Below are 25247 nucleotides of genomic sequence, written 5' to 3'. Positions count from 1 at the left end.
TCATGAAACGCATCATGCTAATCGGACCCAGCCAGTGCGGAAAAACGTCGCTCACACAATGCATGCGGGGAGAAGCGCTTCACTATCAGAAGACCCAGGCCATAGTCTGGTCGCCCACAGCGATAGATACACCGGGCGAATATCTTGAGAACCGCTGCCTGTACAGCGCGCTGCTGGCCAGCGCCTGTGAAGCAGACATTATTGCGCTGGTACTCAATGCTGACGCGCCGTGGTCACCATTTTCTCCCGGTTTTACCGGACCAATGAACCGACCCGTTATTGGCCTCGTTACCAAAGCCGATTTAGCCAACCCGCAGCGTATTTCTCTTGTGGAGAGTTGGTTAGTTCAGGCTGGCGCGCAAAAAGTATTTGTCACCAGCGCGCTGGAGAATACTGGGGTCGATGAGATGTTCATTTTTCTGAATGCAAAGGAACCTTCATGTCTCACAAAATAATGGCCATTAATGCAGGTAGTTCCTCGCTTAAATTTCAACTACTGGCGATGCCGCAGGGTGAAATGATCTGTCAGGGGTTGATTGAACGTATCGGTTTGTCTGATGCGCAGGTCACCCTAAAAACACCAGCGCAGAAATGGCAGGAGACTTTGCCCGTAGCCGATCACCGTGAAGCCGTAACGTTGCTCCTGGAAAAACTGCTCAACCACCACATTATCAGCAGTCTGGAAGAGATCGACGGCGTGGGCCATCGCGTCGCGCACGGCGGGGAATCCTTTAAAGACTCTGCGCTGGTAACTGATGAAACGCTCGCAGAAATCGAGCGACTCGCGGAACTGGCCCCTCTGCATAACCCGGTAAATGCGTTGGGGATCGCGGTATTCCGCCAGCTATTGCCCAAAACGCCAGCCGTTGCGGTGTTCGACACTGCCTTTCATCAAACGCTTGATGAGCCTTCTTTCATCTATCCCCTGCCCTGGCGTTACTATTCAGAGTTGGGTATTCGTCGCTATGGTTTTCATGGTACCAGCCACAAATACGTTAGCTCACAGCTTGCTGAAAAACTGGGTGTACCACTCAGCGCCCTGCGCGTTGTTTGTTGTCATCTGGGCAACGGCAGCAGCATCTGCGCCATCAAAGGCGGACAATCGGTGAATACGTCAATGGGCTTTACGCCGCAGTCTGGCGTGATGATGGGCACGCGAAGTGGCGATATCGATCCGTCCATTTTACCGTGGATTGCCCTGCGAGAAGGCAAAACACCGCAGCAGCTCAACCAATTGCTCAACAATGAGTCCGGATTGCTCGGTGTTTCTGGCATCTCCCCTGACTACCGCGACGTTGAACATGCCGCAGATACGGGCAATCACCAGGCTGCGCTGGCGTTGACGCTTTTTGCTGAGCGCATTCGTGCCACCATTGGTAGCTATATTATGCAGATGGGCGGTCTGGATGCCCTGGTATTTACCGGTGGTATTGGCGAAAACTCCGCACGGGCGCGCGCTGCGATTTGTCGTAACCTGAATTTCCTGGGGCTGGCCGTTGATGAGGAAAAAAATCAGCGTAATGCCACCTTCATTCAGACGGAAAATGCGATGGTCAAAGTAGCTGTGATTAATACCAATGAAGAGCTGATGATTGCGCAAGACGTTATGCGTTTAGCGATATCTGAAACTGTGACATTGGGCATTCCTGCATAATACTGCCGCACCGCAAATTGCGGCAAATCATGGTAATAGCGCGATCGCCATGACACTATGCGCCGAGGATTGCTGATCACTATAGGTGAAGACGTGGCTGTTGCGCAATGTCCCGCATCGTGCGGAGAACTTATCCAGGGCTGGATTCTGGGCAGTGAGAAATTGGTCTCCTGCCCGGTTGAATGGTATAGCACCGTTGAGGTCACTTCAGGTTCACCGCTGACAGATGAACGCCCACTTTCGCGGGCGATGGTTAAGAGGTTATTGCTGCACTGGCAATACCCTGCACAAATGAGTCAGGATATTCGAATTGATGTCCAGTCAACCATTCCTGTCGCTAAAGGGATGGCCAGCAGCACAGCGGATATCGCCGCCACGGCAATCGCCACGGCGCAATATCTGGGGCATCAGCTAGACGAATCCACTCTGGCGCAGCTTTGCGTTTCGCTGGAACCTACCGACAGCACCGTTTTCCGCCAGCTTACGCTGTTCGATCATAACGACGCCTCCACGCAAATTGCCTGTGAAGCCCAGCCTCAACTCGATCTGCTGGTTCTCGAAAGTCCGGAAACCTTGCTTACTGCTGATTATCACCGTACTCCACGCCAGTCAGGGTTACTGGCAGGCGCTCCAGCGCTGAAACGCGCATGGGAAAAGGTACAGGAAGCCTGTATCAGTCAAAATCCTTATCGGATGGGTGAAGCCGCCACGCTGAGCGCGATCGCCAGCCAGTTGCTGTTACCTAAACCAAATTTTGATTCACTTTTAGCGCTGGTAGAAGAATGTGATTTATACGGTGTCAACGTTGCGCACAGTGGCAGCGTAGTCGGTCTGATGCTCGACAGAAAGCGTCATGATGTGGACTACATTAAATGGATGCTGACGCAGAAAAAATTAACGGAACACTGGCCGGAACAGCATTTGTTGCGGATGGTAACTGGCGGGGTCGAACTGCAATAAGGGCCGCCGCTATGCAGCGACCCGGACAAGCATAAAATCGTTACTCGGCTTTCGCTTCGCCGTTTTTCACTTCGCCCATCGCTTTCAGCTTTTTAGAGATGTCGCGGCGCTCTTTAGAGATCTCAGCGTTTTTGATGATGTAATCATCAACACGATCTTCATAATCGCTTTTCATGCTGGCGATAATGCCCTGAATCGCTTCCACGCTCATTCCAGGCTTGATGTAGTCGCTCAGGTTGTCCAGCAGCAGAACACGTTTCTGGTTGTCACGGATCTTTTTCTCAACGTCCTGGATTTCACGTTGCAGTTTGTTTTTACGACGGAACAGACGAACAAATTCCAGCACGTCCTGGAAAGAAGGCTTGGTAGTTTCCATTTTTACACCCCTGATAATGTGAGATTCGGATTCGTTAAAACAACGGCTAAAGTGGGTCAACATTACTTTCATGCCCGCCATACTTCAAGTTGCATCTGCATCGACCATGCATGGTTGAAACCTGAATTATCGAGGGTAAAGCCATTGCAGTTACCAATGGTTTTAGCCTTTTTCAGTATCATACCTCTATTCGTTGCTGAATCGAAGCAGCAGTAGAACCAATCCCCTCATCTGCTCTTTATTTGCGCAGCGCGCGACAGATCAAATGAGAGAGCAACTCCAGCTGTCGCGCCATTTCCATATTTAGCCAAACGTAGCCGTGAATGGGCGTTTCAGCGACATTATCGCCCTTATGCTCAGCAATAAGCTGACGTAACTCCACCACGGTGTCATTGAGTTTTTCCGTATTGGCAAGCACCGGTTGTGGATTACCTTCATACAATGCGTGGGTTATCGTCAGTAACGCCTGTTGTGTCCTGAGCTGTGTTTCACGCAAAGTATGCGCATTCAACATGACAAAGTGGCTGGTACGGCTGGCCCAGAGCGCATTGATTTGCAGCTCAAGCATGCAGACCAGGTTACGATTAACCGTCTGAATAGCTTCAAAGATTGATTTTTGAATGTGGGTTTCTTTGCTGGCAGGAACGATGAGCCCACGCATTTTGACAACATCGCTTAAAAGCTGTTGTAAATGCTTCTCCAGTCGCGGTTGCTCCAGCAGGTTGGGAGATAGCGCAGCCTGATACACTCGATTGTACCCCGTTACGCAATGCGCCAGCTGAATTCGCCAGTGTATAAATGCCCGCTGCGGCCAGATACCGGTAAACAGCATTGCCAGTAATGAACCCAGAATAACATCGCCACCGCGCCATAACGCTGTGGTCATATCTCCAGCGGGGGCACCCACAACGACCGCAAGCGTTATACCAATCAGCAACGCCTGATACGGCTTTTTACCCAGTGCCAGCCAGCCGCAGAGAAACATCGCCACCGCGCACCATATCAGCATTAGCGGAAGTGAAAAGAGTTCCAGACGCAGGGCCACCAGCCCAAGTACCGAACCCAGAATTGTCCCGCCAATACGCTCAAACGCTCTGGGGACAACGTTCCCCCAAAAGGAAATAGGCCCCATGATTACCACCAGCGTAATCAGAGGCCATGTACCTTCAGGAATGTTCAACAGGCGAACCAACAGAAAAGTAAAAAGAAACGCCAGCGCAATGCGAACACCATGCACCACACGATAATGACGATACAAACGAATTTCAAAAGGACTCAGTGACTTATCTGCACGCACTCATGCACTCCGTCAGGGAATTGCAAAGAACAGAATTGTACCTGTTTTTTAAGTGAAAACATCACCCTGATGACCAGGACATTCATCCTGATTTACACCAAAAACAGTTACTTCGACTGTACCGGCACGTACATTTCAATGTCCCAGTAACCGTCCTCCATGCCATTGTTCATATAAACTTCAAAGCAGGGTTTAGCGGCTATCGCATACGTCGAATCCTGCAGCAGGCGCTCAAAGAACTGATACCACGGCGTCGCGAAGTCATGATTTTCAACGCGCGCAACGGCGATAGCATAGTCGCCCCCCGCCAGTTCAGTCTGGATCACCCCTTCGCTGTTTTCTGGGATCTCAAAACCTTCAGGCACAGACACCACGGTATCACAACGCAGTTTTTCCGCCGGAACAACGTCAGGATTGTCGTAATAAACAGCTATCCATTCCAGCGGTACGATCTGCTTACCGTCGACCCACATCATTAACTGCTCGAAACCCTGCTTTACCGTTTGTTCCCACGGTCCAACCATATGGAAACCGGCAATTATGCGTTTCTCAACCTGCTTTATCTCGTACTCCATATAACCTCCGTTATTACACTGTATTTATATACAGTGTAATTTTTAGGTATGACGGCCACAAGGAATCAGTGATTATTATGTGAGCAGATTCGCACTCTTGCCAGTCAGGCACATCAGGAAAAACTACGCCTTGTGGTGGAAGTAATCGCTCAAACGCGAGAAGACACCGCCTTCGTTGACAGACTCCAGCGTAACCAGAGGCCAGTGCGCCACCAGTTTATCCCGATCGTAGAGTTCAATTTCCCCCACACGTTGATGGGCAGCAATGGGGGCAACCAGTTCTTTCTTATCAAGAACATATTTTGCCTTGATATTAGCGACTTCGGCTTTAGGCAGGGCCATCCAGAAATCCTGCTCTGTACCAAGGCTAATTTTTTCTTTATCGCCGTACCAGATCCGTTCAATACCAACCTGCTTACCGCTACGTAATACCTGCACGGTATCGAAGCTCTGTTGTCCCCATTGCAGCAGTTTTCGCGCCTGGTCTTCACGCCCTTTCGCACTCTCCGCCCCCATCACAACTGCAATCAGGCGGCGCTGCCCATCAACGGCAGAAGCAATCAGGTTGAATCCAGCGCCGGAGGTATGTCCTGTCTTCAGACCATCGACGTTCATGGTTTTATCCCACAACAAACCGTTACGGTTTTGCTGCGTAATTCCGTTCCAGGTAAGGCTTTTTTCACTGTACATATGGTAGAAATCCGGCTCTCCATGGATGATAGCTCTCGACAGCACGGCCAGATCGTAAGCTGAGCTATGCTGACCTGGCGCATCCAGACCATGTACCGTTTCAAAATGCGTGTCCCGCAGGTTCAGCTTTTGCACATAGTTGTTCATCATCGCGACAAACTGCGGCTGCCCTCCGGCGATGTAATCCGCCAGCGCCACACAGGCATCATTACCGGAATCAACAATTAACCCGCGACTCAGATCCCGCACAGAAACGCGATCCCCTTCTTTCAGGAACATTAAGGATGAACCGACGAATACCGGATTATCTTTCGCCCAGGCATCTCGTCCTACAGTGACAATATCTGTCGGACTAATACGCTTGCTGTCGATTGCGCGATCGACAACATAGCCGGTCATCAGCTTGGTCAGGCTGGCAGGGTTGCGCTGCTGGTGTTCATTTCCGGCTGTCAGGATTTGGCCCGTGGTGTAATCCATTAATACCCACGCCCCGGCATTAATTGCTGGAGGCTGTGGAGCGAAACTGGCGACGTCAGTCGCGTACGCGGGCGAAAAACTCATCGCAAATAGTGAAGCGGCAATAAACAAACGGCGTTTCAACAGCATGTCCTCAGGAAATGGAGAAATAGCCGTTCTTTTTACGGAAGTTCTGGCGAACAAACATGGATAAATTGCAAGAAAATGTGACATAAGGCACATTTTCTTGCTGTAAGGAAAGGATTTCAGATATCGACCGCGTCTGGCGTTACCCTTTGCGCGGTGCCGTTTCTGCGTGATGGCTACGATGACGATGATAGCCATCTATCATGCTGCGGAAAATTTGCCCCGGCGTGTCACCCAGCGTGCACAGGTAAATATGTGCACAGATGAACAGTAAGCCGACAATCGCCAACACCATATGCAGCACCAGCATCACAGGCCCTGCCCCTATCACCTGCGGGTAGAGGCATAACAACCCGCTGATGATTAGCAGCGGAACCAGCGCATACATGATGGCCAGATAAGCCAGCTGTTGTAGCGGGTTAAATTTACTCTCTGCCGTTGCGGCAAACGGGTGTGGTTCACCCTTCATGATGCCATACAGATAAAAGCGCGTTTGCAACAAGCAGCGTGATATCAACCCATTAAACTTCACCCGGTAATGACAACCGTTGCCGCTGGTTGCGTTGATTAGCACAAAACCAACCCAGAAGGCCAACAAGGCGAAACCGCACCAGGTATGTATCTGCACCATCAATGCCACCGGTCCGACAGAGAAGTGCCCAAACAGGCCACTCAGCAAAAGCAGGATAAAAAGCAGCGCATTACCCCAGTGCCAGCGGCGGACTGCCAGAGAATAGAGGTAATCCCGGTGCTCTTCTCCGGTTGCCGTCTTGGGTGCCAGCATCCGACGTAACAGCGCGTGCATAACCAGGCCCGCAATCATCAGTACAACAACAACGCCTGCATAAATGAGCCACAGCGGCCAGTAGTCCGGCGCATAGTTAAGCTCTGCTCCCCAGATAGAATTCATGCTTTACCCTCCTGATGGATCTCTTTACGCCGATAAACACTCACCGGACCGCTACGCGTATCCTGCTGGCGATAAACCTCTTTTTGATTTATCCAGTGCTGAATTTCCGGATCGTCACGACGACCAAATTTCAGCGCATCCGTCGGACAAACGGAAACGCAGGCGGGCGAGTGACCGCTCTCGAGTCGGGTATCTGCGCAGAAGTTACATTTGTCGGCAATTCCCGTTTGCGGATTGAGATAACGGACATGGAACGGACAAGCGGCAACGCAGTAGTCACAGCCAATACAGCGAGACTTATCCACTTGCACAATGCCATTTTCGTCGCGAAATGATGCACCGGTCGGACAAACGCTGACGCAAGGCGCATCTTCACAATGCTGACAGGAAACGCGAACAAACTGGAAGTGGGACAGTACCTCGGGTTCATGTTCGGGTGAACGGATCTGCACCTGTAGACGGCTAAATCCCTCTGGCACATCATTCAGAACTTTGCAGGCAACCGTGCATGCCTGACAGCCGATACAGCGTTTCTCGTCATGCAGCATGACATAAGGGTTTGTAGATTGATTCATGATGTTCTCCTTTCTCATGCCCGACGAAGCGTAACGCCAGCGGTGTGGACCACCGTACCGGAAACCGGACTGGTAACATGCGGAAGCAAATTACCGCAATGGATACCGTGCGTTGTCGCTGCGGTTTTGGCTCCCGCCTTGGCGCCAAATCCCATATAAACAAACAGCGTATCGGGCCGAATTCCGGCGGTGACCAGCGCTTTGCCTTTTTCCTTGCCGGTCGCATTTTCCAGCCAGATGTCATCGCCGCTTTTGATGCCTTTTTCACGGGCCGTTTGCGGGTGTATCCACACTGCGTTATCCCACATCAACTCGCTAAGCAGTGGCACGTATTGCGTCGCACCGTTGGTATGCACCGCCACTTTTCCCTGGATAAAATAGAGTTCACTGTCGCCTTTAAGCGCAAAATTGCGCGCGCGCGGAATACCGTAGCCAGGCAGGAGCGTTTCCAGCTCTTCGGAATAGAGTTCGATTTTTCCTGACGGAGATTTAAAGCGCAGTTGCTCGCCATAGGTACCGTCGCTGTCAACCGCCACCGCGCCCGGATAGCGTTCCACAAACTGACGCACCGCTTCAGGTTCACGCAGCAGCAACGGAACACCCCACTCCCGATACCCTTTCTGACGCAATTCAGCAGATAGCGCATGATCGCCATTAAGCTGGTATAACTGACGCGTTTGCATATCCTGCCATGGGTAGAATTGGCCAAGGCCTAACTGCACGGCCAGCTCTTTCCAGATTTGCCAGCTCGGACGCGCATCACCAATAGGTTCTACTACCTGCTGACGCAGGGCATAGGCTGGATTCAGACCCGACATGTCTGAAACTTCTTCATCGCGCTCAAGGTAAGTACATTCAGGCAAAAGGTAGTCGGCATACGCCGCGCTTTCGCTTAAATAGACATCACAACTGACCACAAGGTCGAGCTGTTCAACGGTTTTGACCAGATCTGGTCGACAGGTTACGGTTTGGAAAGGGTTGTGTCGGGACATAATCCATCCCTTCACCGGATAAGGCGTCTGGTTTAACACAGCATCAATGATGCTTTGCACCACACCACCGCCCGCCGCGATGTACTTAAACTGCGGGGCTACCAGATCGATACGCTGCGCCGTTGGCTTGGGTAATTTGACATCGGGTTTTGCCAGCACCGGAGCGACCTTCTCTCCAGCCAGCTTATTGTAAGTTGCCGCCGCTTTTTTCTGATACAAACCGCCTTCACGCTCAATATTGCCAAGCAGCACATTGAGGGTAAAAATCATGCGCCGCATATCAATTTCTTCTTGCGAAAACGTCGCGCGATGGCCCGGACTGACGATGGCATGAGGCGCGCAGGCGGCCATTTCGCGGGTGACCCGAACAATGACATCAGCAGGCACATCCGCGAGCTGCTGCGCCCATTCTGGCGTGGTCTCTTGTACCGCTTCTGCCAGCTGCTCAAACCCCGTGGTGTAGCGCGCAACAAAGTCCGCGTCATACAGATTTTCATTGATCATGACGTGACACATGGCCATCAGCACCGGTAAGTCGCCGCCCGGCTTGAGCGCATGCCATTCATCCGCCTTGCTGGAGAATACGGACAAACGGGGATCGAAGCTGACCATCTTCGCCCCCTTCTCCTGCGCGGTCATCAGCTCATGCGTATCAGCAACCTCGATCCCTTCATAGAGGTTATGGCCAAAAGAGACCATATAACGGGTATTGGCGATATCCATGGCTAAATCGCCACCCATCATAACTTTAGCGGCAATGGCTTTACCGGCAGGACACGTTGATGCGTGAGTAAAGGTATTCGGTGACCCGAAAGCCGTCGCGAGGTGAAATAAATGGCCAGACAGCGAGCCAGATTTAGACGAGAAGACGACTCCCTGGGGACCATATTGCGTTTTTATTGCCGTCATTTTTTCGGCAATTTCTTTATACGCCTGTTCCCAGCTAATAACCTGCCAGTCACCGCTCCCGCGAGGTCCTGTGCGTTTCATGGGTTTAACAATGCGATGAGGGTCGTTGACCAGGCTAACGCCGCTGCCGCCGCGAGCACAGACACGTGTCCCCTGCTGTGGCGCATTAGGGTTCCCCTGAATAAAAACCGTTTTATTATTAATCACCTGAGCCTGAATTGGGCAGCGAAAAGAACACATCTCGCACAAACTTGGCGTCAGGGATGTTTTCCCTTTGATACTCTCTGGAGAATTTCGCGCCAGTGCCCCAGGCGGGAAACTGCCTATCGCACAGGCTGAACAGCCTATACCCACGCCTCGCAAAAAATTACGCCGACTAATACTCATATAACCTCCTGTTATTAGATATATCCAATAATTATATGGCGTTTAGATTATTTATTTTTTACATCAATCACATTTCATTACAATGCATGACAGCGAATTGACATAAATAAAAACCCATTGTTTATAAAAGATTTTTAAAGTTTCCAGAACACAGCAAAGAAAAGGGAAATAACAATAATGGTTATCAGTTAGATTATTTACAAACCCGCAACTTCAAGATACTTTATTTCCTTAATTCATTTTAACAGTGCGGAATTTATTAATTAATTCCATTAATGTCCTGTTTATCTCAATTTTATTGCGTACACAATCCAGCTTCGATAATGCCATAGCTGATTATCTCGCTATTTTTTGGTATTCTTGAACCAGCGCTAAATTGATCCCGGACATAACTGAACAATGAATGACGGCAAGCAGCAACCTGGTTTTCTCTTCCACGATTACGAGACCTTTGGTACCCATCCGGCGCTGGACAGACCCGCGCAATTTGCGGCTATCCGCACAGATAATGATTTCAACATCATCGGTGAACCAGAAGTCTTTTATTGCAAACCCGCGGACGATTATCTGCCGCAGCCTGAGGCGGTGTTGATTACGGGTATCACACCGCAGGAAGCACGTGAAAAGGGAGAAAATGAAGCCGCTTTTGCTGCACGCATCCACGCCCTGTTCACCGTGCCGAAAACCTGTATCCTGGGTTATAACAACGTGCGCTTCGATGATGAGGTGACGCGCAACATCCTGTATCGCAATTTCTACGATCCCTATGCCTGGAGCTGGCAGAACGATAATTCGCGCTGGGATCTGCTGGATGTGATGCGCGCCTGCTATGCCCTGCGCCCTGAAGGCATTAACTGGCCGGAAAACGACGACGGCTTACCCAGCTTCCGACTGGAGCATTTGACCAAAGCCAACGGTATTGAGCATACCAATGCTCACGATGCGATGGCGGACGTATACGCCACAATCGCAATGGCGCAATTAGTGAAGTCGCGCCAGCCGCGTCTGTTTGATTATCTCTACAGCCATCGTAATAAACACAAGCTGGCGGCGCTGATTGATGTCCCGCAAATGAAGCCGCTGGTCCATGTCTCTGGTATGTTCGGCGCATGGCGCGGCAACACCAGTTGGGTAGCGCCGTTGGCGTGGCATCCGGAGAATCGTAACGCGGTTATTATGGTCGACTTAGCCGGTGATATTTCACCGCTGCTCGAACTCGACAGTGACGCCCTGCGCGAGCGGCTTTACACGTCTAAAGCGGATCTGGGTGATAACCCGGCCGTACCGGTTAAACTGGTGCACATCAACAAATGCCCGGTACTGGCACAGGCTAATACCCTGCGTCCAGAAGATGCCGACCGTCTTGGCATTAACCGCCAGCATTGTCTGGATAATCTCAAAGTTCTGCGTGAAAATCCGCAGATACGCGACAAAGTGGTCGCGATCTTTGCCGATGCGGAACCCTTTACACCATCAGATAACGTAGATGCCCAACTTTATAACGGCTTTTTCAGCGATGCTGACCGTGCGGCGATGAAAATCGTTCTGGAAACCGAACCACGCAATTTACCGGCGCTGGATATCTCCTTTGTCGATAAGCGCATTGAAAAACTGTTGTTTAATTACCGCGCACGTAACTTCCCGGGAACGCTGGACGAAGCAGAACAGCAACGCTGGCTGGACCATCGCCGCCAGGTATTCACACCGGAGTTTTTGCAAAATTACGCCAATGAATTGCAGCTATTGAGCCAGCAATATGCGGATAACAAAGAAAAGTTGATGCTGCTGAAATCACTCTGGCAGTACGCCGAAGAGATTGTATAAATCCCACGTATAAAAAAACGGAGAACTTGTCTCCGTTTTTTTTCAGCTAAATACCGTTATTACGCGACATCTTCGTCGTACTGCGGCACCGGGTTGCGGAAGCTTTTGGTCACACAAGCCAGGTAAATCAGACCGATACCAGCCCAGATCAGACCCAGAACCATTGAGCTTTCTTCCAGATTCACCCACAGCGCACCAACGGTCAGCGCACCGCACATCGGCAGGAACAGATACTGGAAGTGGTCTTTCAGCGTCTTGTTACGCTTCTCACGGATCCAGAACTGGGAGATCACCGACAGGTTAACGAAGGTAAACGCCACCAGCGCACCAAAGTTAATCAGCGCCGTCGCCATCACCAGGTCGAAGTTGATTGCCAGCAGAGCAATCGCACCAACCAGAATGATGTTCATAGACGGAGTACGCCATTTCGGGTGTACATAACCGAAGAAACTTTTCGGGAACACGCCGTCACGCCCCATCACGTACATCAGACGCGCTACGCCTGCATGCGCCGCCATACCGGACGCCAGTACAGTAATGGTAGAGAAAATCAGCGCGCCAACCTGGAAGAACTTACCGGCAACGTACAGCATGATTTCCGGCTGTGAAGCGTCTGGATCTTTGAAGCGCGAGATATCTGGGAAGTACAGCTGCAACAGATAGGTGGAGACGATAAAGATCAGGCCACCAATCAGCGCAGTCAGGAAAATCGCACGCGGGATCACGCGCTCAGCGTCTTTGGTTTCTTCTGACAGGTTGCTGATACCGTCAAAACCGGTGAACGAGAAGCACAGGATGGTAGCGCCCGTGATCATCGGGATCACGTGTGCATCACCTGACCAGAACGGACGGCTGCTCGCCAATGTACCAGCACCTTCCCCTTCGAACACGCCATAAACGACCATGCCGAGGATCACTGCAATCAGCACCACCTGCAACAACACGATTACGGTGTTGAAATTCGCAACGGATTTAAGGCTGCGCAGGTTAAAGGCGGTCATGAAGGCCACCAGCGCCACCACGAATATCCATGACGGTATCGACGGCACCAGGGCTTCAAAATAAATTTTTGCCAACAGAATGTTGATCATCGGAGCGAACAGGTAGTCCAGCAGTGATGACCAACCCACCATAAAGCCAACGGTCGGGCTAATGGATTTCTGGGCGTAAGTGTAGGCAGAGCCTGCAGACGGATAGCGACGCACCAGTTTACCGTAACTCAGTGCGGTAAAGAGGATGGCGATCAGTGCAAAGGCGTAAGCTGTCGGGACGTGACCATCGGTCATTCCTGATACGATACCGAATGTATCGAACAGCGTCATCGGCTGCATATAGGCAAGGCCCATCATGACAACCGGAACCAGCGTAAGCGTTTTACGTAATTCCACGCGAGAGGTGTTTGGAGTAGCGTTATGCGACATGGTTATCCCCCATTACGGCGAAAACCGTCGCGTAAGCAAAAAATTGCCCCATTTTTTGTTAATCCTCAGCGACAACAACTGTCGATTTTTAAGTAAGTATCTATCCGGTACGAAGCCCGGCCTCTTTTATGAATGATTGGTTTGATGCAAAAAAATAACCGACGCGTATTAAAACGTCGGTTAATGTCATTTTTTGCAAGCGGCGTATTTTGCCCTAAATTGGGGAGAAATAACAAGAGATTGAAGCGGCCACAAAAGAATATTTTTTCTTAACTGATTGATTTGTCAGCAGCCGTTTTAACATACACCCCCGCGATAGCACTATTTGCTAAAATTTCATCCCGCCACCAGGCACTGGCCAACCCGGCGGTCTGTTCATTCCACCCTATCCACACGGGTTCAAACAGAATTTGTCCGACCACTTTCTTCTCAATCAGCGCGCCGCTGTCCAAAAATCGCTGCGCCAGATAACGTGGAATATATCCACATCCCAGACCGCTGATTTGCAGCTCCAGCTTGGTTTTGAAGTCAAAAACGGTAATCGCTTCCTGATCGTCCAACACCTGAACGCCGGAGATGTTCGCTTGATGCGCATTATCTCCCACCACAATGGCGCGAAAACGTCGAATAGTACGCCGATGTAATGGTTCCTGTTCCTGCGCCAGGGGGTGATGCGGCGCAACAACAAACACCTGTTCCAAAGCGCCCAGCCGCGCAAAGCCAAATTCACTCCCCGCTGGCGGTTCATGCATAGCACCGACAATAATATCCGCCCGCCCCTGAGTGAGGGCATCCCAGGAGCCGCCCAGCACGCCATTGATAAATTTCAGGCGCGTCACGCTGTGGTGTTGATAGAAAGATTCGATGAGTGGGGCCAGCAGTGAAAAGGGAAACGTATCATCTACGCCAATAACCAGTTCATTCTCCCAGCCTTCGTGAAGTTTAATCGCCTGCTTTTCAAGTTCGCGGACGGTGTGCAGCACCTCCCGCCCCTTTTCCAGCAGCATCTGCCCGGTGCGGGTGAACTTAGCCCGGTGTCCGCTGCGATCGAGTAGCTGAATATTAAGATCACTTTCCAGCTTATGGACGGTGTAGCTGAGCGCAGACGGCGTCTTAAACAATTTTGCCGACGCCGCCGCGAAACTGCCCTCTTTTTCTAATGCATCGAGGATGATAAGAACGTCCAGCAGTGGTTTCATACTCGCCCCCTGGCGGTATACAGCGGCACTCTGCTGGCCTGTCACTCCATCGGCATCACCAGCGGGTCAGGATACTGGTACTCAAACCCAAGCTCATTACAAATACGGTTGCCATCAATGACTTTACCTTTACCGTTATCCGTACCGCCGCGAAATTCCGGCGGCTCCATCCCCAACTGGCGGGCCATCTGCGGATAGAACACGTTACGCGCCGGATGCATAGGCGCACATATATTATAGATGTGTCCCCCTTTAGGCGCATGCAGCAGTAACGTGATGGCAGAAACTACATCGTCCAGATGCACCAGATTGACGCCATGATGTCCGTCAGGTGCCGTCTTGCCAGCGAAGAAGCGACCAGGATGTCTTCCCGGACCGACCAACCCGGCCAGACGCAAAATATCCACCGACGTGCCTGGCAAATTGTGCAACCAGTCTTCAAGTTCTTTCAGGACACGACCGCTCGCCGTGACCGGATTACGCGCAGTCCCCTCTTTCACTGTGCCTTGAACGTCACCATAGACTGACGTCGAACTGGTAAAAATAATTCGTGGGATCCGATACGCCAGCGCGCTGTCGACCAGCTCCTGCATTGCCTGCAAGTAAAATGCTTCCCCGGGACCGCTACGACGCGCAGGCAGCGTAATAACCAGCGCATCGGCGTCCATCAGTGCATCGAGATCGTCAGCCTCACAGACCAGTTCAGGTTCCAGGCGCAGCGAATAACTCTCGATACCGCTCATGCGGGCCGCTTCCACCCCATCCAATGTGGTTTTGCTGCCGGTAACCTGCCAGCCTCTCGCCGCCAGCGACATGGCTAACGGCATGCCTAACCAACCTAACCCGACAATTGCGACCTTTTTCATGCCTTCTCTCCTGACTTTTGGCCTATAACGCAAGGCTACGCCAGCCCACGGTGGCTGACAATTCATAGTATCAATATGAAATGAATTAATGATCAAAAAAAGCCCTTGCTTTCCGTAGCTAAAGTGGTTTAGGTTAAAAGACATCAAATGAATAAACATTCATCGAGAAAATTTATGACACGCGCTCAATTCAAACACCATCATCACCATCATCCTGACTAGTCTTTCAGGCGATGTGTGCTGGGAGACGTTTAAATCTTCCAGCGGTGCATGAGCGTATGAGAAAGCCCCCGGAAGATTTCTTCCGGGGGCTTTTTTTGTGCGTGACCCAAACTGATTCAGACAGGATAACGAGGAATAAAGAATGTTAGACAACACCCGTTTACGCATAGCTATGCAGAAATCAGGCCGCTTAAGCGATGATTCACGCGAATTACTGGCCCGTTGCGGCATTAAAATTAATCTTCACACCCAGCGCCTGATTGCGATGGCGGAGAACATGCCGATCGATATTCTGCGCGTGCGTGATGACGATATCCCGGGTCTGGTGATGGACGGTGTCGTTGACCTCGGCATCATCGGGGAAAACGTTCTGGAAGAGGAACTGCTCAACCGCCGGGCACAGGGTGAAGACCCTCGCTATTTTACCCTGCGCCGTCTGGACTTCGGCGGCTGCCGTCTCTCGCTGGCTACCCCGGTTGATGAAGCCTGGGATGGCCCGGCAGCGCTGAACGGTAAACGTATCGCGACCTCTTACCCACACCTGCTCAAACGTTATCTCGATCAGAAAGGAGTTTCGTTTAAATCTTGTCTGTTAAACGGCTCAGTAGAAGTCGCTCCCCGTGCGGGTCTGGCTGATGCGATTTGCGATCTGGTGTCCACCGGCGCAACGCTTGAAGCCAACGGTCTGCGCGAAGTAGAAGTGATCTACCGCTCTAAAGCCTGTCTGATTCAGCGCGACGGCGAAATGGCCGAAGCCAAGCAACAACTGATCGACAAACTGCTAACCCGTATCCAGGGGGTTATTCAGGCCCGTGAATCCAAATACATCATGATGCACGCGCCGAGCGAGCGTCTGGACGAGGTCATCGCCCTGCTGCCCGGCGCTGAGCGCCCTACCATTCTGCCTCTGGCGGGCGACCAGCAGCGCGTTGCCATGCACATGGTCAGCAGCGAAACCCTGTTCTGGGAAACAATGGAAAAACTGAAAGCGCTCGGTGCCAGCTCAATTCTGGTGTTGCCGATTGAGAAGATGATGGAGTGATCTGATGCCTGATGGCGCTTCGCTTATCAGGCCTACAAGAATTGTCACAATCATTGATATTACGGGTCTTGTAGGCCGGATAAGGCAGCGCCGCCATCCGGCAACACCCGATGATGGAGTAACGACCATGAGCTTCAATACCCTGATTGACTGGAATAGCTGTAGCCCTGAGCAGCAGCGCGAACTGCTGATGCGCCCGGCGATTTCCGCCTCTGAAAGCATCAGCCGTACGGTGGCCGAGATCCTTGAGAACGTCAAAAATAACGGCGACCGGGCGCTGCGTGAATACAGCGCAAAGTTCGATAAAACCGAGGTTGGCGCGCTGCGCGTGACCGAGGAAGAAATCCAGCAAGCCAGCAGTCGCCTGAGCGACGAACTGAAACAAGCCATGCAGGCGGCGGTGCGTAATATTGATACTTTCCACACCGCGCAGATCCTGCCACCGGTGGATATCGAGACCCAGCCAGGCGTGCGTTGCCAGCAGGTTACCCGCCCTATCGCTTCCGTGGGCCTGTATATTCCTGGAGGTTCGGCGCCGCTGTTTTCCACCGTATTAATGCTGGCGACCCCGGCGCGCATCGCCGGTTGCAAAAAAGTGGTGCTGTGCTCACCGCCGCCGATTGCCGATGAAATCCTCTACGCCGCGCAGCTGTGTGGCGTAAAAGAGGTGTTTAATGTAGGCGGCGCGCAGGCTATTGCCGCGCTGGCGCTGGGCACCGAATCTATTCCTAAGGTCGATAAAATCTTCGGGCCGGGCAATGCGTATGTGACCGAAGCCAAACGCCAGGTCAGCCAGCGTCTTGACGGCGCGGCCATCGACATGCCTGCTGGCCCGTCCGAAGTGCTGGTTATCGCCGACAGCGGTGCGACGCCGGACTTTGTTGCCTCTGACCTGCTATCTCAGGCAGAACACGGCCCCGACTCGCAGGTTATTCTCCTGACGCCAGACGCTACGCTTGCCGAAGGAGTTGCCAAAGCCGTTGAACGCCAGCTCGCTGAGCTTTCCCGCGCTGAGACCGCACGTCAGGCACTCTCCGCCAGCCGCTTAATCGTGGCGAAAGATCTGGCGCAGTGCGTTGAAATATCTAACGCCTACGGTCCGGAACACCTGATTATTCAGACTCGCAACGCGCGTGAACTGGTTGATGAGATCACCAGCGCCGGTTCGGTGTTCCTCGGCGACTGGTCGCCGGAATCCGCAGGCGACTATGCTTCTGGCACCAACCACGTTCTTCCGACCTACGGCTATACCGCGACCTGCTCAAGCCTTGGGCTGGCTGATTTCCAGAAACGGATGACCGTACAGGAATTAACCCCACAAGGTTTCTCTGCCCTGGCCTCAACCATTGAAATACTGGCCGCTGCTGAACGACTGACTGCCCACAAAAATGCCGTCACCCTGCGCGTTAACGCCCTGAAGGAGCAAGCATGAGCACTGACAACTTTCTCAGCGTCACTGATTTAGCCCGTAAGAATGTTCGCGAGTTAACACCCTATCAGTCTGCCCGCCGTCTCGGCGGTAACGGCGATGTCTGGCTCAACGCGAATGAGTACCCAACCGCCGTTGAGTTCCAGCTCACTCAGCAAACGCTGAACCGCTACCCTGAATGCCAGCCGAAAGCAGTGATTGAGAATTACGCGCAGTATGCTGACGTCAAACCGGAGCAGGTACTGGTCAGCCGCGGCGCAGATGAAGGGATCGAACTGCTGGTGCGCGCTTTTTGCGAACCCGGTAAAGATGCCATTCTGTACTGCCCGCCGACTTACGGCATGTACAGCGTCAGCGCCGAAACGATTGGCGTTGAGTGCCGCACCGTTCCAACCCTTGATAGCTGGCAACTTGATTTGCAAGGCATCGCGGACAAGCTTGATGGCGTGAAGGTGGTCTACGTATGCAGCCCTAATAACCCAACCGGCCAGCTAATTAACCCGCAGGATCTGCGTTCACTGCTCGAAATGGCGCAGGGTAAAGCTATTGTGGTCGCTGATGAGGCCTATATCGAGTTTTGCCCACAGGCCACGCTGGCAGGCTGGCTGTCTGAGTATCCGCATCTGGTGATATTACGCACGTTGTCCAAAGCGTTTGCGCTCGCCGGTTTACGCTGCGGGTTTACGCTGGCGAATGAAGAGGTTATCAATCTGCTGTTAAAGGTGATAGCCCCTTACCCACTCTCTACGCCGGTGGCAGATATCGCCGCCCAGGCGCTGACGCCGCAAGGGATTTCCGCCATGCGTAAACGCGTAGAGCAGATCCTGGAAGAGCGTCAGTATCTGGTAGATAACCTGAAAACAATTCGCTGTGTAGAGCAGGTATTCGATTCTGAAACCAACTATGTTCTGGCGCGCTTCACCGCATCAAGCAGCGTATTTAAATCTTTGTGGGATCAGGGCATTATCTTACGAGATCAGAATAAACAACCTTCGTTAAGCGGCTGCCTGCGAATTACTGTCGGAACCCGTGAAGAGAGCCAGCGCGTCATTGACGCCTTACGTGCGGAGCAAGTATGAGCCAGAAGTATCTTTTTATTGACCGTGATGGAACCCTGATTTCCGAACCGCCAAGTGACTTTCAGGTCGATCGCTTTGACAAACTCGCCTTCGAGCCGGAAGTTGTTCCCGTTTTGCTGAAACTGCAAAAAGCAGGTTTTAAGCTGGTTATGATCACTAACCAGGATGGACTCGGAACCCAGAGTTTCCCGCAGGCTGATTTTGACGGTCCGCATAACCTGATGATGCAAATTTTCACCTCTCAGGGCGTAACGTTTGATGAGGTATTGATCTGCCCGCACTTGCCAGCGGACGAGTGTGATTGCCGTAAGCCAAAAGTGAAGCTGGTTGAACAGTATCTGGTTGAACAGGCCATGGATATGGCGAACAGCTACGTCATTGGTGATCGGGCGACCGATATTCAGCTCGCTGAAAACATGGGCATTAGCGGATTTCGTTACCATCGCGATACCCTGAACTGGGCGATGATCGGCGAGCAGTTGACCAAACGTGACCGCTACGCACACGTTGAGCGTAATACTAAAGAAACGCAGATTGACGTCAAAGTCTGGCTGGACCGCGAAGGCCGCAGCAAAATCAATACTGGCGTTGGCTTCTTTGACCACATGCTGGATCAAATCGCCACCCACGGCGGTTTTCGCATGGAGATTGCCGTCAAGGGCGATCTGTATATAGACGATCACCACACCGTTGAAGATACCGGTCTGGCGCTGGGCGAAGCCTTAAAGCTGGCGTTAGGCGATAAACGCGGCATCAATCGTTTTGGTTTTGTACTGCCGATGGATGAGTGCCTGGCACGTTGCGCGCTGGATATCTCCGGCCGTCCACACCTGGAGTACCGCGCGGAGTTTACCTACCAGCGCGTTGGCGATCTGAGCACGGAGATGATCGAACACTTCTTCCGTTCACTCTCCTACACCATGGGCGTCACCCTGCACCTGAAAACCAAAGGCAAAAATGATCACCACCGCGTGGAAAGCCTGTTTAAAGCCTTTGGCCGTACGCTGCGTCAGGCGATTCGTGTAGAAGGCGACACGCTGCCCTCCTCAAAAGGAGTGCTGTAATGAACGTGGTGATTCTGGACACCGGCTGCGCCAACCTGCATTCGGTAAAATCCGCCGTCGCACGCCACGGATACGACCCGGTTGTCAGCCGTGACCCGGACGTGGTGCTGCGCGCCGATAAACTATTTCTGCCGGGCGTCGGCACCGCGCAGGCGGCTATGGACCAGTTGCACGAGCGCGAACTGATTGAACTGATTAAAGCCTGTACTCAACCGGTACTGGGGATCTGTTTAGGTATGCAACTGCTGGGCCGTCGCAGCGAAGAGAGTAACGGTGTCTCCCTGCTGGGCATTATTGAGCAAGACGTCCCGAAGATGACCGATTTCGGTCTGCCGCTGCCGCATATGGGCTGGAATCGCGTCTATCCGCAGGCGGGAAATCGTCTGTTCCAGGGCATTGGAGATGGCGCCTATTTCTACTTTGTACACAGCTACGCTATGCCGGTAAACCCGTGGACCATCGCCCAGTGCAATTACGGCGAACCGTTTACCGCGGCAGTACAAAAAGACAATTTCTTTGGCGTACAGTTTCACCCGGAACGTTCGGGCGCGGCTGGGGCACAGTTGCTGAAAAACTTTCTGGAGATGTAATGATTATTCCGGCATTAGATTTAATCGACGGCACGGTGGTGCGTCTTCATCAGGGCGATTACGCTAAGCAACGTGATTACGGCAACGATCCTCTCCCCCGTTTGCAGGATTATGCAGCCCAGGGTGCTGAAGTGCTGCACCTGGTTGATTTAACCGGCGCGAAAGACCCGGCGCAGCGCCAGATCCCGCTGATCAAAACGCTGGTCGCTGGCGTCAATGTTCCGGTACAGGTTGGCGGCGGCGTGCGTACGGAAGCAGACGTGGCGGCGCTTCTTGACGCAGGTGTGGCACGCGTGGTGGTGGGTTCGACGGCGGTAAAATCCCCCGAGATAGTCAAAAGCTGGTTTGCCCGTTTTGGTGCCGATGCGCTGGTACTGGCGCTGGACGTTCGTATTGACGAGCACGGTAATAAACAAGTTGCGGTCAGTGGCTGGCAGGAAGATTCCGGGGTTTCACTGGAAGAACTGGTTGAGACCTATTTACCCGTCGGCCTGAAGCACGTGCTGTGCACCGATATCTCCCGCGACGGTACGCTGGCAGGCTCAAACGTCGCGCTGTATGAAGAAGTGTGCGCCAAATACCCGCAGGTGGCATTTCAGTCATCTGGCGGCATTGGCGGAATCGAGGACGTAGCGGCCCTGCGCGGGACCGGAGTTCGCGGCGTGATCGTCGGACGAGCCCTGCTGGAAGGAAAGTTCACCGTTGAGGAGGCCATTCAATGCTGGCAAAACGCATAATTCCTTGTCTGGACGTCCGTGATGGGCAGGTGGTGAAAGGTGTCCAGTTCCGTAATCACGAGATTATTGGCGACATTGTCCCGCTGGCAAAACGCTATGCCGATGAAGGCGCAGATGAACTGGTGTTCTACGATATCACCGCTTCCAGCGATGGACGCGTAGTGGATAAAAGCTGGGTATCACGCGTGGCGGAAGTGATTGATATTCCGTTCTGCGTAGCCGGCGGCATTAAATCCATCGACGATGCGGCGCGCATTCTCTCCTTCGGGGCGGACAAAATCTCCATCAACTCCCCGGCGTTGGCCGAACCGGAACTTATCACCCGTCTGGCTGATCGCTTTGGCGTGCAGTGCATCGTGGTGGGCATTGATACCTGGTATGACGCCGACACCGGCAAATATCATGTAAATCAGTATACCGGAGATGAAAGCCGTACCCGCGTCACTCAGTGGGAAACACTGGACTGGGTGCAGGAAGTCCAAAAACGCGGCGCGGGCGAAATCGTCCTGAACATGATGAACCAGGACGGCGTACGTAACGGTTATGACCTGGAGCAACTGAAAAAAGTGCGTGATGTTTGCCACGTACCGCTGATTGCCTCCGGCGGTGCGGGCACCATGGAACATTTTCTGGAAGCTTTCCGGGATGCCGACGTTGACGGCGCGCTTGCCGCCTCCGTCTTCCACAAGCAAATTATCAATATTGGTGAATTAAAAGCGTACCTGGCAACACAGGGCGTGGAGATCAGGATATGTTAACGAAGCAACAATGCCGCGAACTGGACTGGGAAAAAACCGACGGGCTGATGCCAGTCATCGTGCAGCATGCGGTTTCCGGTGAAGTATTGATGCTGGGGTATATGAACCCGGAGGCGCTGGATAAAACGCTCGAAAGCGGCAAAGTGACCTTTTTCTCACGGACCAAGCAGCGCCTGTGGACCAAAGGAGAAACCTCCGGTCACTTCCTGAATGTGGTGAGCATTGCGCCTGACTGCGACAACGACACTCTGCTCGTTCTGGTTAACCCGATTGGCCCAACCTGCCATAAAGGCACCTCAAGCTGCTTTGGTGACGCCAGCCACCAGTGGCTGTTCCTGTATCAGCTTGAACAACTGCTGGCCGAACGTAAAACCGCTGACCCAGCCAGCTCCTATACCGCGAAACTGTATGCCAGCGGCACCAAACGCATCGCACAGAAAGTGGGTGAAGAAGGCGTAGAAACCGCGCTGGCCGCGACGGTGAACGATCGTTTTGAGCTGACAAATGAAGCTTCTGATCTGATTTATCACCTGCTGGTGCTGCTGCAAGACCAGGACCTCGACCTGACGACGGTGATTGAGAATTTACGTAAGCGTCATCAGTAATCTGCAGACGTAAAAAAACCGGGCAAAGCCCGGTTTTTTGTTGTCAGCTTTAGACTTACTCAGCTTTGACTTTGTAACCACGCAGAGCATTTCGCCCCAGCACTACGCCTGCACCAACCATCCCACCGAGCAGAACCGCCAGCACGAGGGTAATCGCTTTTTTCGGGCTGTCACGACGAATCGGTAACGTTGGTTTCATCACATAGCGGTAGGCGTGTAACTCAGCCCCTTCAAGCTTAAGACTTTCAATATCCAAAAGCTTTTGCTTGGTCTGGAAGTAGTTATCAGACAATATCAAAGGACGTGTAGATTCGTGCTCAATCATGGATTTCAGGGCATCACTACCCAACAGGAACATACTGTCCTGCGTCACATCCTGCGTCTGCTGAATTTGCGGCTTAGTCACCCCGGCCTGCTCTGCATAACGCAGCGCTTCCTGAATTTGCTTAATTCGCAGATCTTTTTGCTCCTGCGCGACCACTTCCTGAGTTTTCAGAGAGTCTTGCAACGTGGTTGTTTGCAACTTGATATTATCAACCAGGTCAAGCTCCAGCTCTTTAGCAACCTTTTCATCTGTTTGTTGAATGTATTCAGCCAGTTGACGCTGAGCGTCTTCTGGTGAGTTACCCACATAAGAAACCGCTAGCGGCAGCGGTTGACCTTTAACAGACTGTTCAATTGACAGTTTCTGTGGTTTTTCCTGATTATCTAGCATTTCAGCCAATGCGGATAAAGAGGTGCTGAATCGCCCGATCACATTTGCCTGAAGTTCAGTGGCCTTAGGCGCACTGGCATCATACAACACATTGAGGGCGTTGTTATATGTGGCTATCTGACCAACATCCGGTTGGGTGATGATGGCTGTTGAGGTCCATTTCTCCTTGGCAACTGCCAAATAGCCCACAGCAAGCACTATGGCAATAACAATCGCGATAACGATTGTTACTTTCCCACGCCACAACTGTACCAGTAAATCAATCAGATCAATCTGTTCCGGATCGTGACTGCGCCCGGACATGTTGTTATCACTTACAGACATAGAAACCCTAGATAAGGAAAGACTTAAACTGGGATTAGTTTAGCTATAAATTGAGGCAATGCCATAGGATTAATGATAAAAAAATCAAATTGTTTCTGGGATTTTGATTGGTATTTCAAACACTACTGAATAGCGATACGATTAAACAAAAGTGTCAATACTCAAAGAACATCTTCATGCGCAAAAAACCATCAACAAACAGGTTTCATGCCCGCTAATCGTTATACTTTACAATTCATTTTATTGAATTCATATCGTGAATACTTACCTTCTGACCAGTAAAAATGGTAGGCGTAAATAATATAACAATTAGCTTTTTTACCATCTAAAGGTATCATTCCACTTTTTAGTAGCACCTGTTGGTGTCTGGCTATTATTTAGCCAAAAAGAGGAATAAACATGAAATACCTGGTTACGGGTGCCGCTGGTTTCATCGGCTTCCACGTTAGCAAACGCCTCCTTGAGGCTGGCCATCAAGTAGTCGGTATTGATAACCTGAACGATTACTACGACGTCAGCCTTAAACAAGCTCGTCTGGGATTACTTGCACAGCCTGGTTTCCAGTTTCATAAAATTGATTTAGCCGACCGCGAGGGTATGAGTGAACTCTTCGCATCCGGGTATTTTGAACGTGTGATCCATCTCGCAGCACAGGCTGGCGTACGTTATTCACTCGAAAACCCGCATGCCTACGCAGACTCAAATCTCACCGGCTTTCTGAACATACTGGAAGGGTGTCGCCATCATAAAATTCAGCATTTACTCTATGCCTCATCCAGTTCAGTTTACGGCCTGAATCGCAAAATGCCTTTCTCTACGGATGATTCCGTCGATCATCCCGTGTCGCTGTATGCAGCAACCAAAAAAGCCAACGAACTGATGGCCCATACTTATTCCCATTTGTACGGATTGCCCACAACCGGGTTGCGTTTTTTCACCGTGTACGGTCCTTGGGGTCGTCCTGATATGGCGCTGTTCAAGTTCACCAAAGCGATGCTGGAAGGGAAGAGTATTGACGTCTATAACTACGGAAAAATGAAGCGTGACTTTACCTATATTGATGATATCGCAGAAGCAATCATTCGCCTGCAGGATGTCATTCCACACGCAGACACACAATGGACCGTTGAAACAGGCACGCCAGCAGCCAGCATTGCGCCCTATCGCGTTTACAATATCGGCAATAGTTCACCGGTTGAGCTCATGGACTATATCCAGGCTCTGGAAGATGCACTGAGTATTGAAGCGAAGAAAAATATGCTACCGCTACAGCCAGGTGATGTGCTGGAAACCAGCGCAGACACTAAAGCACTGCATGATGTTATTGGTTTTAAACCTGAAACCACGGTTAAAGATGGGGTGAAGAACTTTGTTGACTGGTACCGTGATTTCTACAAAGTTTAATTACTGACCTGATTAAAATAAAAAAGGCCTTATATAAGGC

The 25247-nt window shown here is 51.7% G+C and carries 25 protein-coding genes, 1 pseudogene and 1 other annotated feature; of the genes and pseudogenes, 14 read left to right on the top strand and 12 right to left on the bottom strand.

The window, feature by feature from the left end; translation table 11 throughout:
• The first annotated feature begins 2 nt into the window (after positions 1-2).
• The 3 genes from pduV (at position 3) to SK35_RS09100 (ending at position 2614) form a co-directional block, all read left to right on the top strand.
• Positions 3-455, top strand: coding sequence for a propanediol utilization protein PduV (gene pduV / locus SK35_RS09110; RefSeq protein WP_048215993.1), 453 nt, complete (start codon positions 3-5; stop codon positions 453-455).
• Positions 440-1654 (top strand): acetate/propionate family kinase, encoded by a 1215-nt coding sequence (locus SK35_RS09105; protein WP_048215992.1) that lies wholly within the window; start codon positions 440-442, stop codon positions 1652-1654. Before pduV ends, SK35_RS09105 begins: the two co-directional genes overlap by 16 nt.
• Before the next feature lie 93 nt (positions 1655-1747).
• Entirely contained in the window at positions 1748-2614 is an 867-nt protein-coding gene (locus tag SK35_RS09100; RefSeq protein ID WP_048216413.1) for a GHMP family kinase ATP-binding protein, read from the top strand.
• 40 nt (positions 2615-2654) lie between these two features.
• Here SK35_RS09100 and SK35_RS09095 read toward each other — a convergent pair whose 3' ends face one another.
• From SK35_RS09095 to phsA, 7 genes are all read right to left on the bottom strand, one after another.
• On the bottom strand, positions 2655-2990 hold the full coding sequence (locus SK35_RS09095; protein ID WP_003834176.1) for a DUF496 family protein: 336 nt from the start codon (positions 2988-2990) through the stop codon (positions 2655-2657).
• 238 nt (positions 2991-3228) lie between these two features.
• On the bottom strand, positions 3229-4287 hold the full coding sequence (locus tag SK35_RS09090) for an FUSC family protein (protein WP_048215991.1): 1059 nt from the start codon (positions 4285-4287) through the stop codon (positions 3229-3231).
• Positions 4288-4394: 107 nt separating this feature from the next.
• Positions 4395-4862 carry a DNA gyrase inhibitor SbmC gene (gene sbmC, locus SK35_RS09085; protein ID WP_008785156.1) on the bottom strand — a complete coding sequence of 156 codons (468 nt, stop codon included), beginning with the start codon at positions 4860-4862 and terminating at the stop codon, positions 4395-4397.
• A gap of 123 nt (positions 4863-4985) precedes the next feature.
• A complete protein-coding gene (dacD, locus tag SK35_RS09080; protein WP_048215990.1) occupies positions 4986-6158 on the bottom strand; it encodes a serine-type D-Ala-D-Ala carboxypeptidase DacD in 1173 nt (390 codons plus the stop codon).
• Positions 6159-6297: 139 nt separating this feature from the next.
• On the bottom strand, positions 6298-7065 hold the full coding sequence (gene phsC / locus SK35_RS09075) for a thiosulfate reductase cytochrome B subunit (protein WP_048215989.1): 768 nt from the start codon (positions 7063-7065) through the stop codon (positions 6298-6300).
• Positions 7062-7640 (bottom strand): thiosulfate reductase electron transport protein PhsB, encoded by a 579-nt coding sequence (gene phsB, locus SK35_RS09070; RefSeq protein ID WP_048215988.1) that lies wholly within the window; start codon positions 7638-7640, stop codon positions 7062-7064. Before phsB ends, phsC begins: the two co-directional genes overlap by 4 nt.
• Before the next feature lie 14 nt (positions 7641-7654).
• Positions 7655-9928: a thiosulfate reductase PhsA gene (gene phsA, locus SK35_RS09065; protein WP_008785159.1), complete on the bottom strand. Its 2274-nt coding sequence runs from the start codon at positions 9926-9928 to the stop codon at positions 7655-7657.
• A gap of 399 nt (positions 9929-10327) precedes the next feature.
• Here phsA and sbcB point away from each other — a divergent pair, with 399 nt between their 5' ends.
• The gene (gene sbcB / locus SK35_RS09060; RefSeq protein WP_048215987.1) at positions 10328-11752 is read left to right on the top strand and encodes an exodeoxyribonuclease I; all 1425 of its coding nucleotides are present in this window, start codon (positions 10328-10330) and stop codon (positions 11750-11752) included.
• A 59-nt stretch (positions 11753-11811) separates the two neighbouring features.
• Here sbcB and plaP read toward each other — a convergent pair whose 3' ends face one another.
• The 4 genes and pseudogenes from plaP to SK35_RS09040 form a co-directional block, all read right to left on the bottom strand.
• On the bottom strand, positions 11812-13173 hold the full coding sequence (gene plaP / locus SK35_RS09055) for a putrescine/proton symporter PlaP (protein ID WP_003834188.1): 1362 nt from the start codon (positions 13171-13173) through the stop codon (positions 11812-11814).
• Positions 13163-13225, bottom strand: coding sequence for a membrane protein YoeI (gene yoeI, locus SK35_RS27125; RefSeq protein WP_099045591.1), 63 nt, complete (start codon positions 13223-13225; stop codon positions 13163-13165). Before yoeI ends, plaP begins: the two co-directional genes overlap by 11 nt.
• A gap of 162 nt (positions 13226-13387) precedes the next feature.
• Positions 13388-14372: pseudogene (locus SK35_RS09045) on the bottom strand (LysR substrate-binding domain-containing protein).
• Between the two features lie 41 nt (positions 14373-14413).
• On the bottom strand, positions 14414-15238 hold the full coding sequence (locus tag SK35_RS09040) for an SDR family oxidoreductase (protein ID WP_048215985.1): 825 nt from the start codon (positions 15236-15238) through the stop codon (positions 14414-14416).
• Positions 15239-15412: 174 nt separating this feature from the next.
• On the opposite strand from SK35_RS09040, the gene hisL reads away from it, so the two are divergent.
• The 9 genes from hisL (at position 15413) to hisIE (ending at position 22764) form a co-directional block, all read left to right on the top strand.
• Positions 15413-15460, top strand: coding sequence for a his operon leader peptide (gene hisL / locus SK35_RS09035; RefSeq protein ID WP_100250077.1), 48 nt, complete (start codon positions 15413-15415; stop codon positions 15458-15460).
• Positions 15436-15558 (top strand) — a sequence feature (His leader region). Its footprint overlaps the gene before it by 25 nt.
• A gap of 44 nt (positions 15559-15602) precedes the next feature.
• A complete protein-coding gene (gene hisG, locus SK35_RS09030; RefSeq protein WP_003834191.1) occupies positions 15603-16502 on the top strand; it encodes an ATP phosphoribosyltransferase in 900 nt (299 codons plus the stop codon).
• 127 nt (positions 16503-16629) lie between these two features.
• Positions 16630-17934 (top strand): histidinol dehydrogenase, encoded by a 1305-nt coding sequence (gene hisD / locus SK35_RS09025; RefSeq protein WP_048215984.1) that lies wholly within the window; start codon positions 16630-16632, stop codon positions 17932-17934.
• Positions 17931-19010, top strand: a complete 1080-nt coding sequence (gene hisC, locus SK35_RS09020) for a histidinol-phosphate transaminase (RefSeq protein ID WP_048215983.1) — start codon at positions 17931-17933, stop codon at positions 19008-19010. The genes hisD and hisC overlap by 4 nt, the downstream gene beginning before the upstream one ends.
• Positions 19007-20074: a bifunctional histidinol-phosphatase/imidazoleglycerol-phosphate dehydratase HisB gene (hisB, locus tag SK35_RS09015; RefSeq protein ID WP_048215982.1), complete on the top strand. Its 1068-nt coding sequence runs from the start codon at positions 19007-19009 to the stop codon at positions 20072-20074. The genes hisC and hisB overlap by 4 nt, the downstream gene beginning before the upstream one ends.
• Complete coding sequence (gene hisH / locus SK35_RS09010; protein ID WP_048215981.1) at positions 20074-20664, top strand: imidazole glycerol phosphate synthase subunit HisH; 591 nt, start codon at positions 20074-20076, stop codon at positions 20662-20664. Before hisB ends, hisH begins: the two co-directional genes overlap by 1 nt.
• Positions 20664-21401: a 1-(5-phosphoribosyl)-5-[(5-phosphoribosylamino)methylideneamino]imidazole-4-carboxamide isomerase gene (hisA, locus tag SK35_RS09005; protein WP_008785166.1), complete on the top strand. Its 738-nt coding sequence runs from the start codon at positions 20664-20666 to the stop codon at positions 21399-21401. The genes hisH and hisA overlap by 1 nt, the downstream gene beginning before the upstream one ends.
• On the top strand, positions 21383-22159 hold the full coding sequence (hisF, locus tag SK35_RS09000; RefSeq protein WP_000880132.1) for an imidazole glycerol phosphate synthase subunit HisF: 777 nt from the start codon (positions 21383-21385) through the stop codon (positions 22157-22159). The genes hisA and hisF overlap by 19 nt, the downstream gene beginning before the upstream one ends.
• Positions 22153-22764, top strand: a complete 612-nt coding sequence (gene hisIE, locus SK35_RS08995) for a bifunctional phosphoribosyl-AMP cyclohydrolase/phosphoribosyl-ATP diphosphatase HisIE (RefSeq protein ID WP_048215980.1) — start codon at positions 22153-22155, stop codon at positions 22762-22764. Before hisF ends, hisIE begins: the two co-directional genes overlap by 7 nt.
• Positions 22765-22819: 55 nt before the next feature.
• On the opposite strand, the gene wzzB is transcribed toward hisIE, so the two are convergent.
• Complete coding sequence (gene wzzB / locus SK35_RS08990; protein WP_048215979.1) at positions 22820-23803, bottom strand: LPS O-antigen chain length determinant protein WzzB; 984 nt, start codon at positions 23801-23803, stop codon at positions 22820-22822.
• A 399-nt stretch (positions 23804-24202) separates the two neighbouring features.
• On the opposite strand from wzzB, the gene SK35_RS08985 reads away from it, so the two are divergent.
• Complete coding sequence (locus tag SK35_RS08985) at positions 24203-25207, top strand: NAD-dependent epimerase (protein ID WP_048215978.1); 1005 nt, start codon at positions 24203-24205, stop codon at positions 25205-25207.
• Positions 25208-25247: the final 40 nt, after the last annotated feature.

It is taken from the genome of Citrobacter sp. MGH105, assembly GCF_001037485.2.
GTDB classification, from domain to species: domain Bacteria; phylum Pseudomonadota; class Gammaproteobacteria; order Enterobacterales; family Enterobacteriaceae; genus Citrobacter; species Citrobacter portucalensis.
The sequence above is the reverse complement of the archived record's forward strand: the minus strand, read 5'-3'. Positions and strand labels throughout refer to the sequence as shown.

What these genes read in the sequence shown, in the direction of transcription:
- pduV (WP_048215993.1), top strand. Translation starts at nt 3, where the DNA reads ATGAAACGCATCATGCTAATCGGACCCAGCCAGTGCGGAAAAACGTCG.
- SK35_RS09105 (WP_048215992.1), top strand. Translation starts at nt 440, where the DNA reads ATGTCTCACAAAATAATGGCCATTAATGCAGGTAGTTCCTCGCTTAAA.
- SK35_RS09095 (WP_003834176.1), bottom strand. Translation starts at nt 2,990, where the DNA reads ATGGAAACTACCAAGCCTTCTTTCCAGGACGTGCTGGAATTTGTTCGT.
- sbmC (WP_008785156.1), bottom strand. Translation starts at nt 4,862, where the DNA reads ATGGAGTACGAGATAAAGCAGGTTGAGAAACGCATAATTGCCGGTTTC.
- dacD (WP_048215990.1), bottom strand. Translation starts at nt 6,158, where the DNA reads ATGCTGTTGAAACGCCGTTTGTTTATTGCCGCTTCACTATTTGCGATG.
- phsC (WP_048215989.1), bottom strand. Translation starts at nt 7,065, where the DNA reads ATGAATTCTATCTGGGGAGCAGAGCTTAACTATGCGCCGGACTACTGG.
- phsB (WP_048215988.1), bottom strand. Translation starts at nt 7,640, where the DNA reads ATGAATCAATCTACAAACCCTTATGTCATGCTGCATGACGAGAAACGC.
- phsA (WP_008785159.1), bottom strand. Translation starts at nt 9,928, where the DNA reads ATGAGTATTAGTCGGCGTAATTTTTTGCGAGGCGTGGGTATAGGCTGT.
- sbcB (WP_048215987.1), top strand. Translation starts at nt 10,328, where the DNA reads ATGAATGACGGCAAGCAGCAACCTGGTTTTCTCTTCCACGATTACGAG.
- plaP (WP_003834188.1), bottom strand. Translation starts at nt 13,173, where the DNA reads ATGTCGCATAACGCTACTCCAAACACCTCTCGCGTGGAATTACGTAAA.
- SK35_RS09040 (WP_048215985.1), bottom strand. Translation starts at nt 15,238, where the DNA reads ATGAAAAAGGTCGCAATTGTCGGGTTAGGTTGGTTAGGCATGCCGTTA.
- hisG (WP_003834191.1), top strand. Translation starts at nt 15,603, where the DNA reads ATGTTAGACAACACCCGTTTACGCATAGCTATGCAGAAATCAGGCCGC.
- hisD (WP_048215984.1), top strand. Translation starts at nt 16,630, where the DNA reads ATGAGCTTCAATACCCTGATTGACTGGAATAGCTGTAGCCCTGAGCAG.
- hisC (WP_048215983.1), top strand. Translation starts at nt 17,931, where the DNA reads ATGAGCACTGACAACTTTCTCAGCGTCACTGATTTAGCCCGTAAGAAT.
- hisB (WP_048215982.1), top strand. Translation starts at nt 19,007, where the DNA reads ATGAGCCAGAAGTATCTTTTTATTGACCGTGATGGAACCCTGATTTCC.
- hisH (WP_048215981.1), top strand. Translation starts at nt 20,074, where the DNA reads ATGAACGTGGTGATTCTGGACACCGGCTGCGCCAACCTGCATTCGGTA.
- hisA (WP_008785166.1), top strand. Translation starts at nt 20,664, where the DNA reads ATGATTATTCCGGCATTAGATTTAATCGACGGCACGGTGGTGCGTCTT.
- hisF (WP_000880132.1), top strand. Translation starts at nt 21,383, where the DNA reads ATGCTGGCAAAACGCATAATTCCTTGTCTGGACGTCCGTGATGGGCAG.
- hisIE (WP_048215980.1), top strand. Translation starts at nt 22,153, where the DNA reads ATGTTAACGAAGCAACAATGCCGCGAACTGGACTGGGAAAAAACCGAC.
- wzzB (WP_048215979.1), bottom strand. Translation starts at nt 23,803, where the DNA reads ATGTCTGTAAGTGATAACAACATGTCCGGGCGCAGTCACGATCCGGAA.
- SK35_RS08985 (WP_048215978.1), top strand. Translation starts at nt 24,203, where the DNA reads ATGAAATACCTGGTTACGGGTGCCGCTGGTTTCATCGGCTTCCACGTT.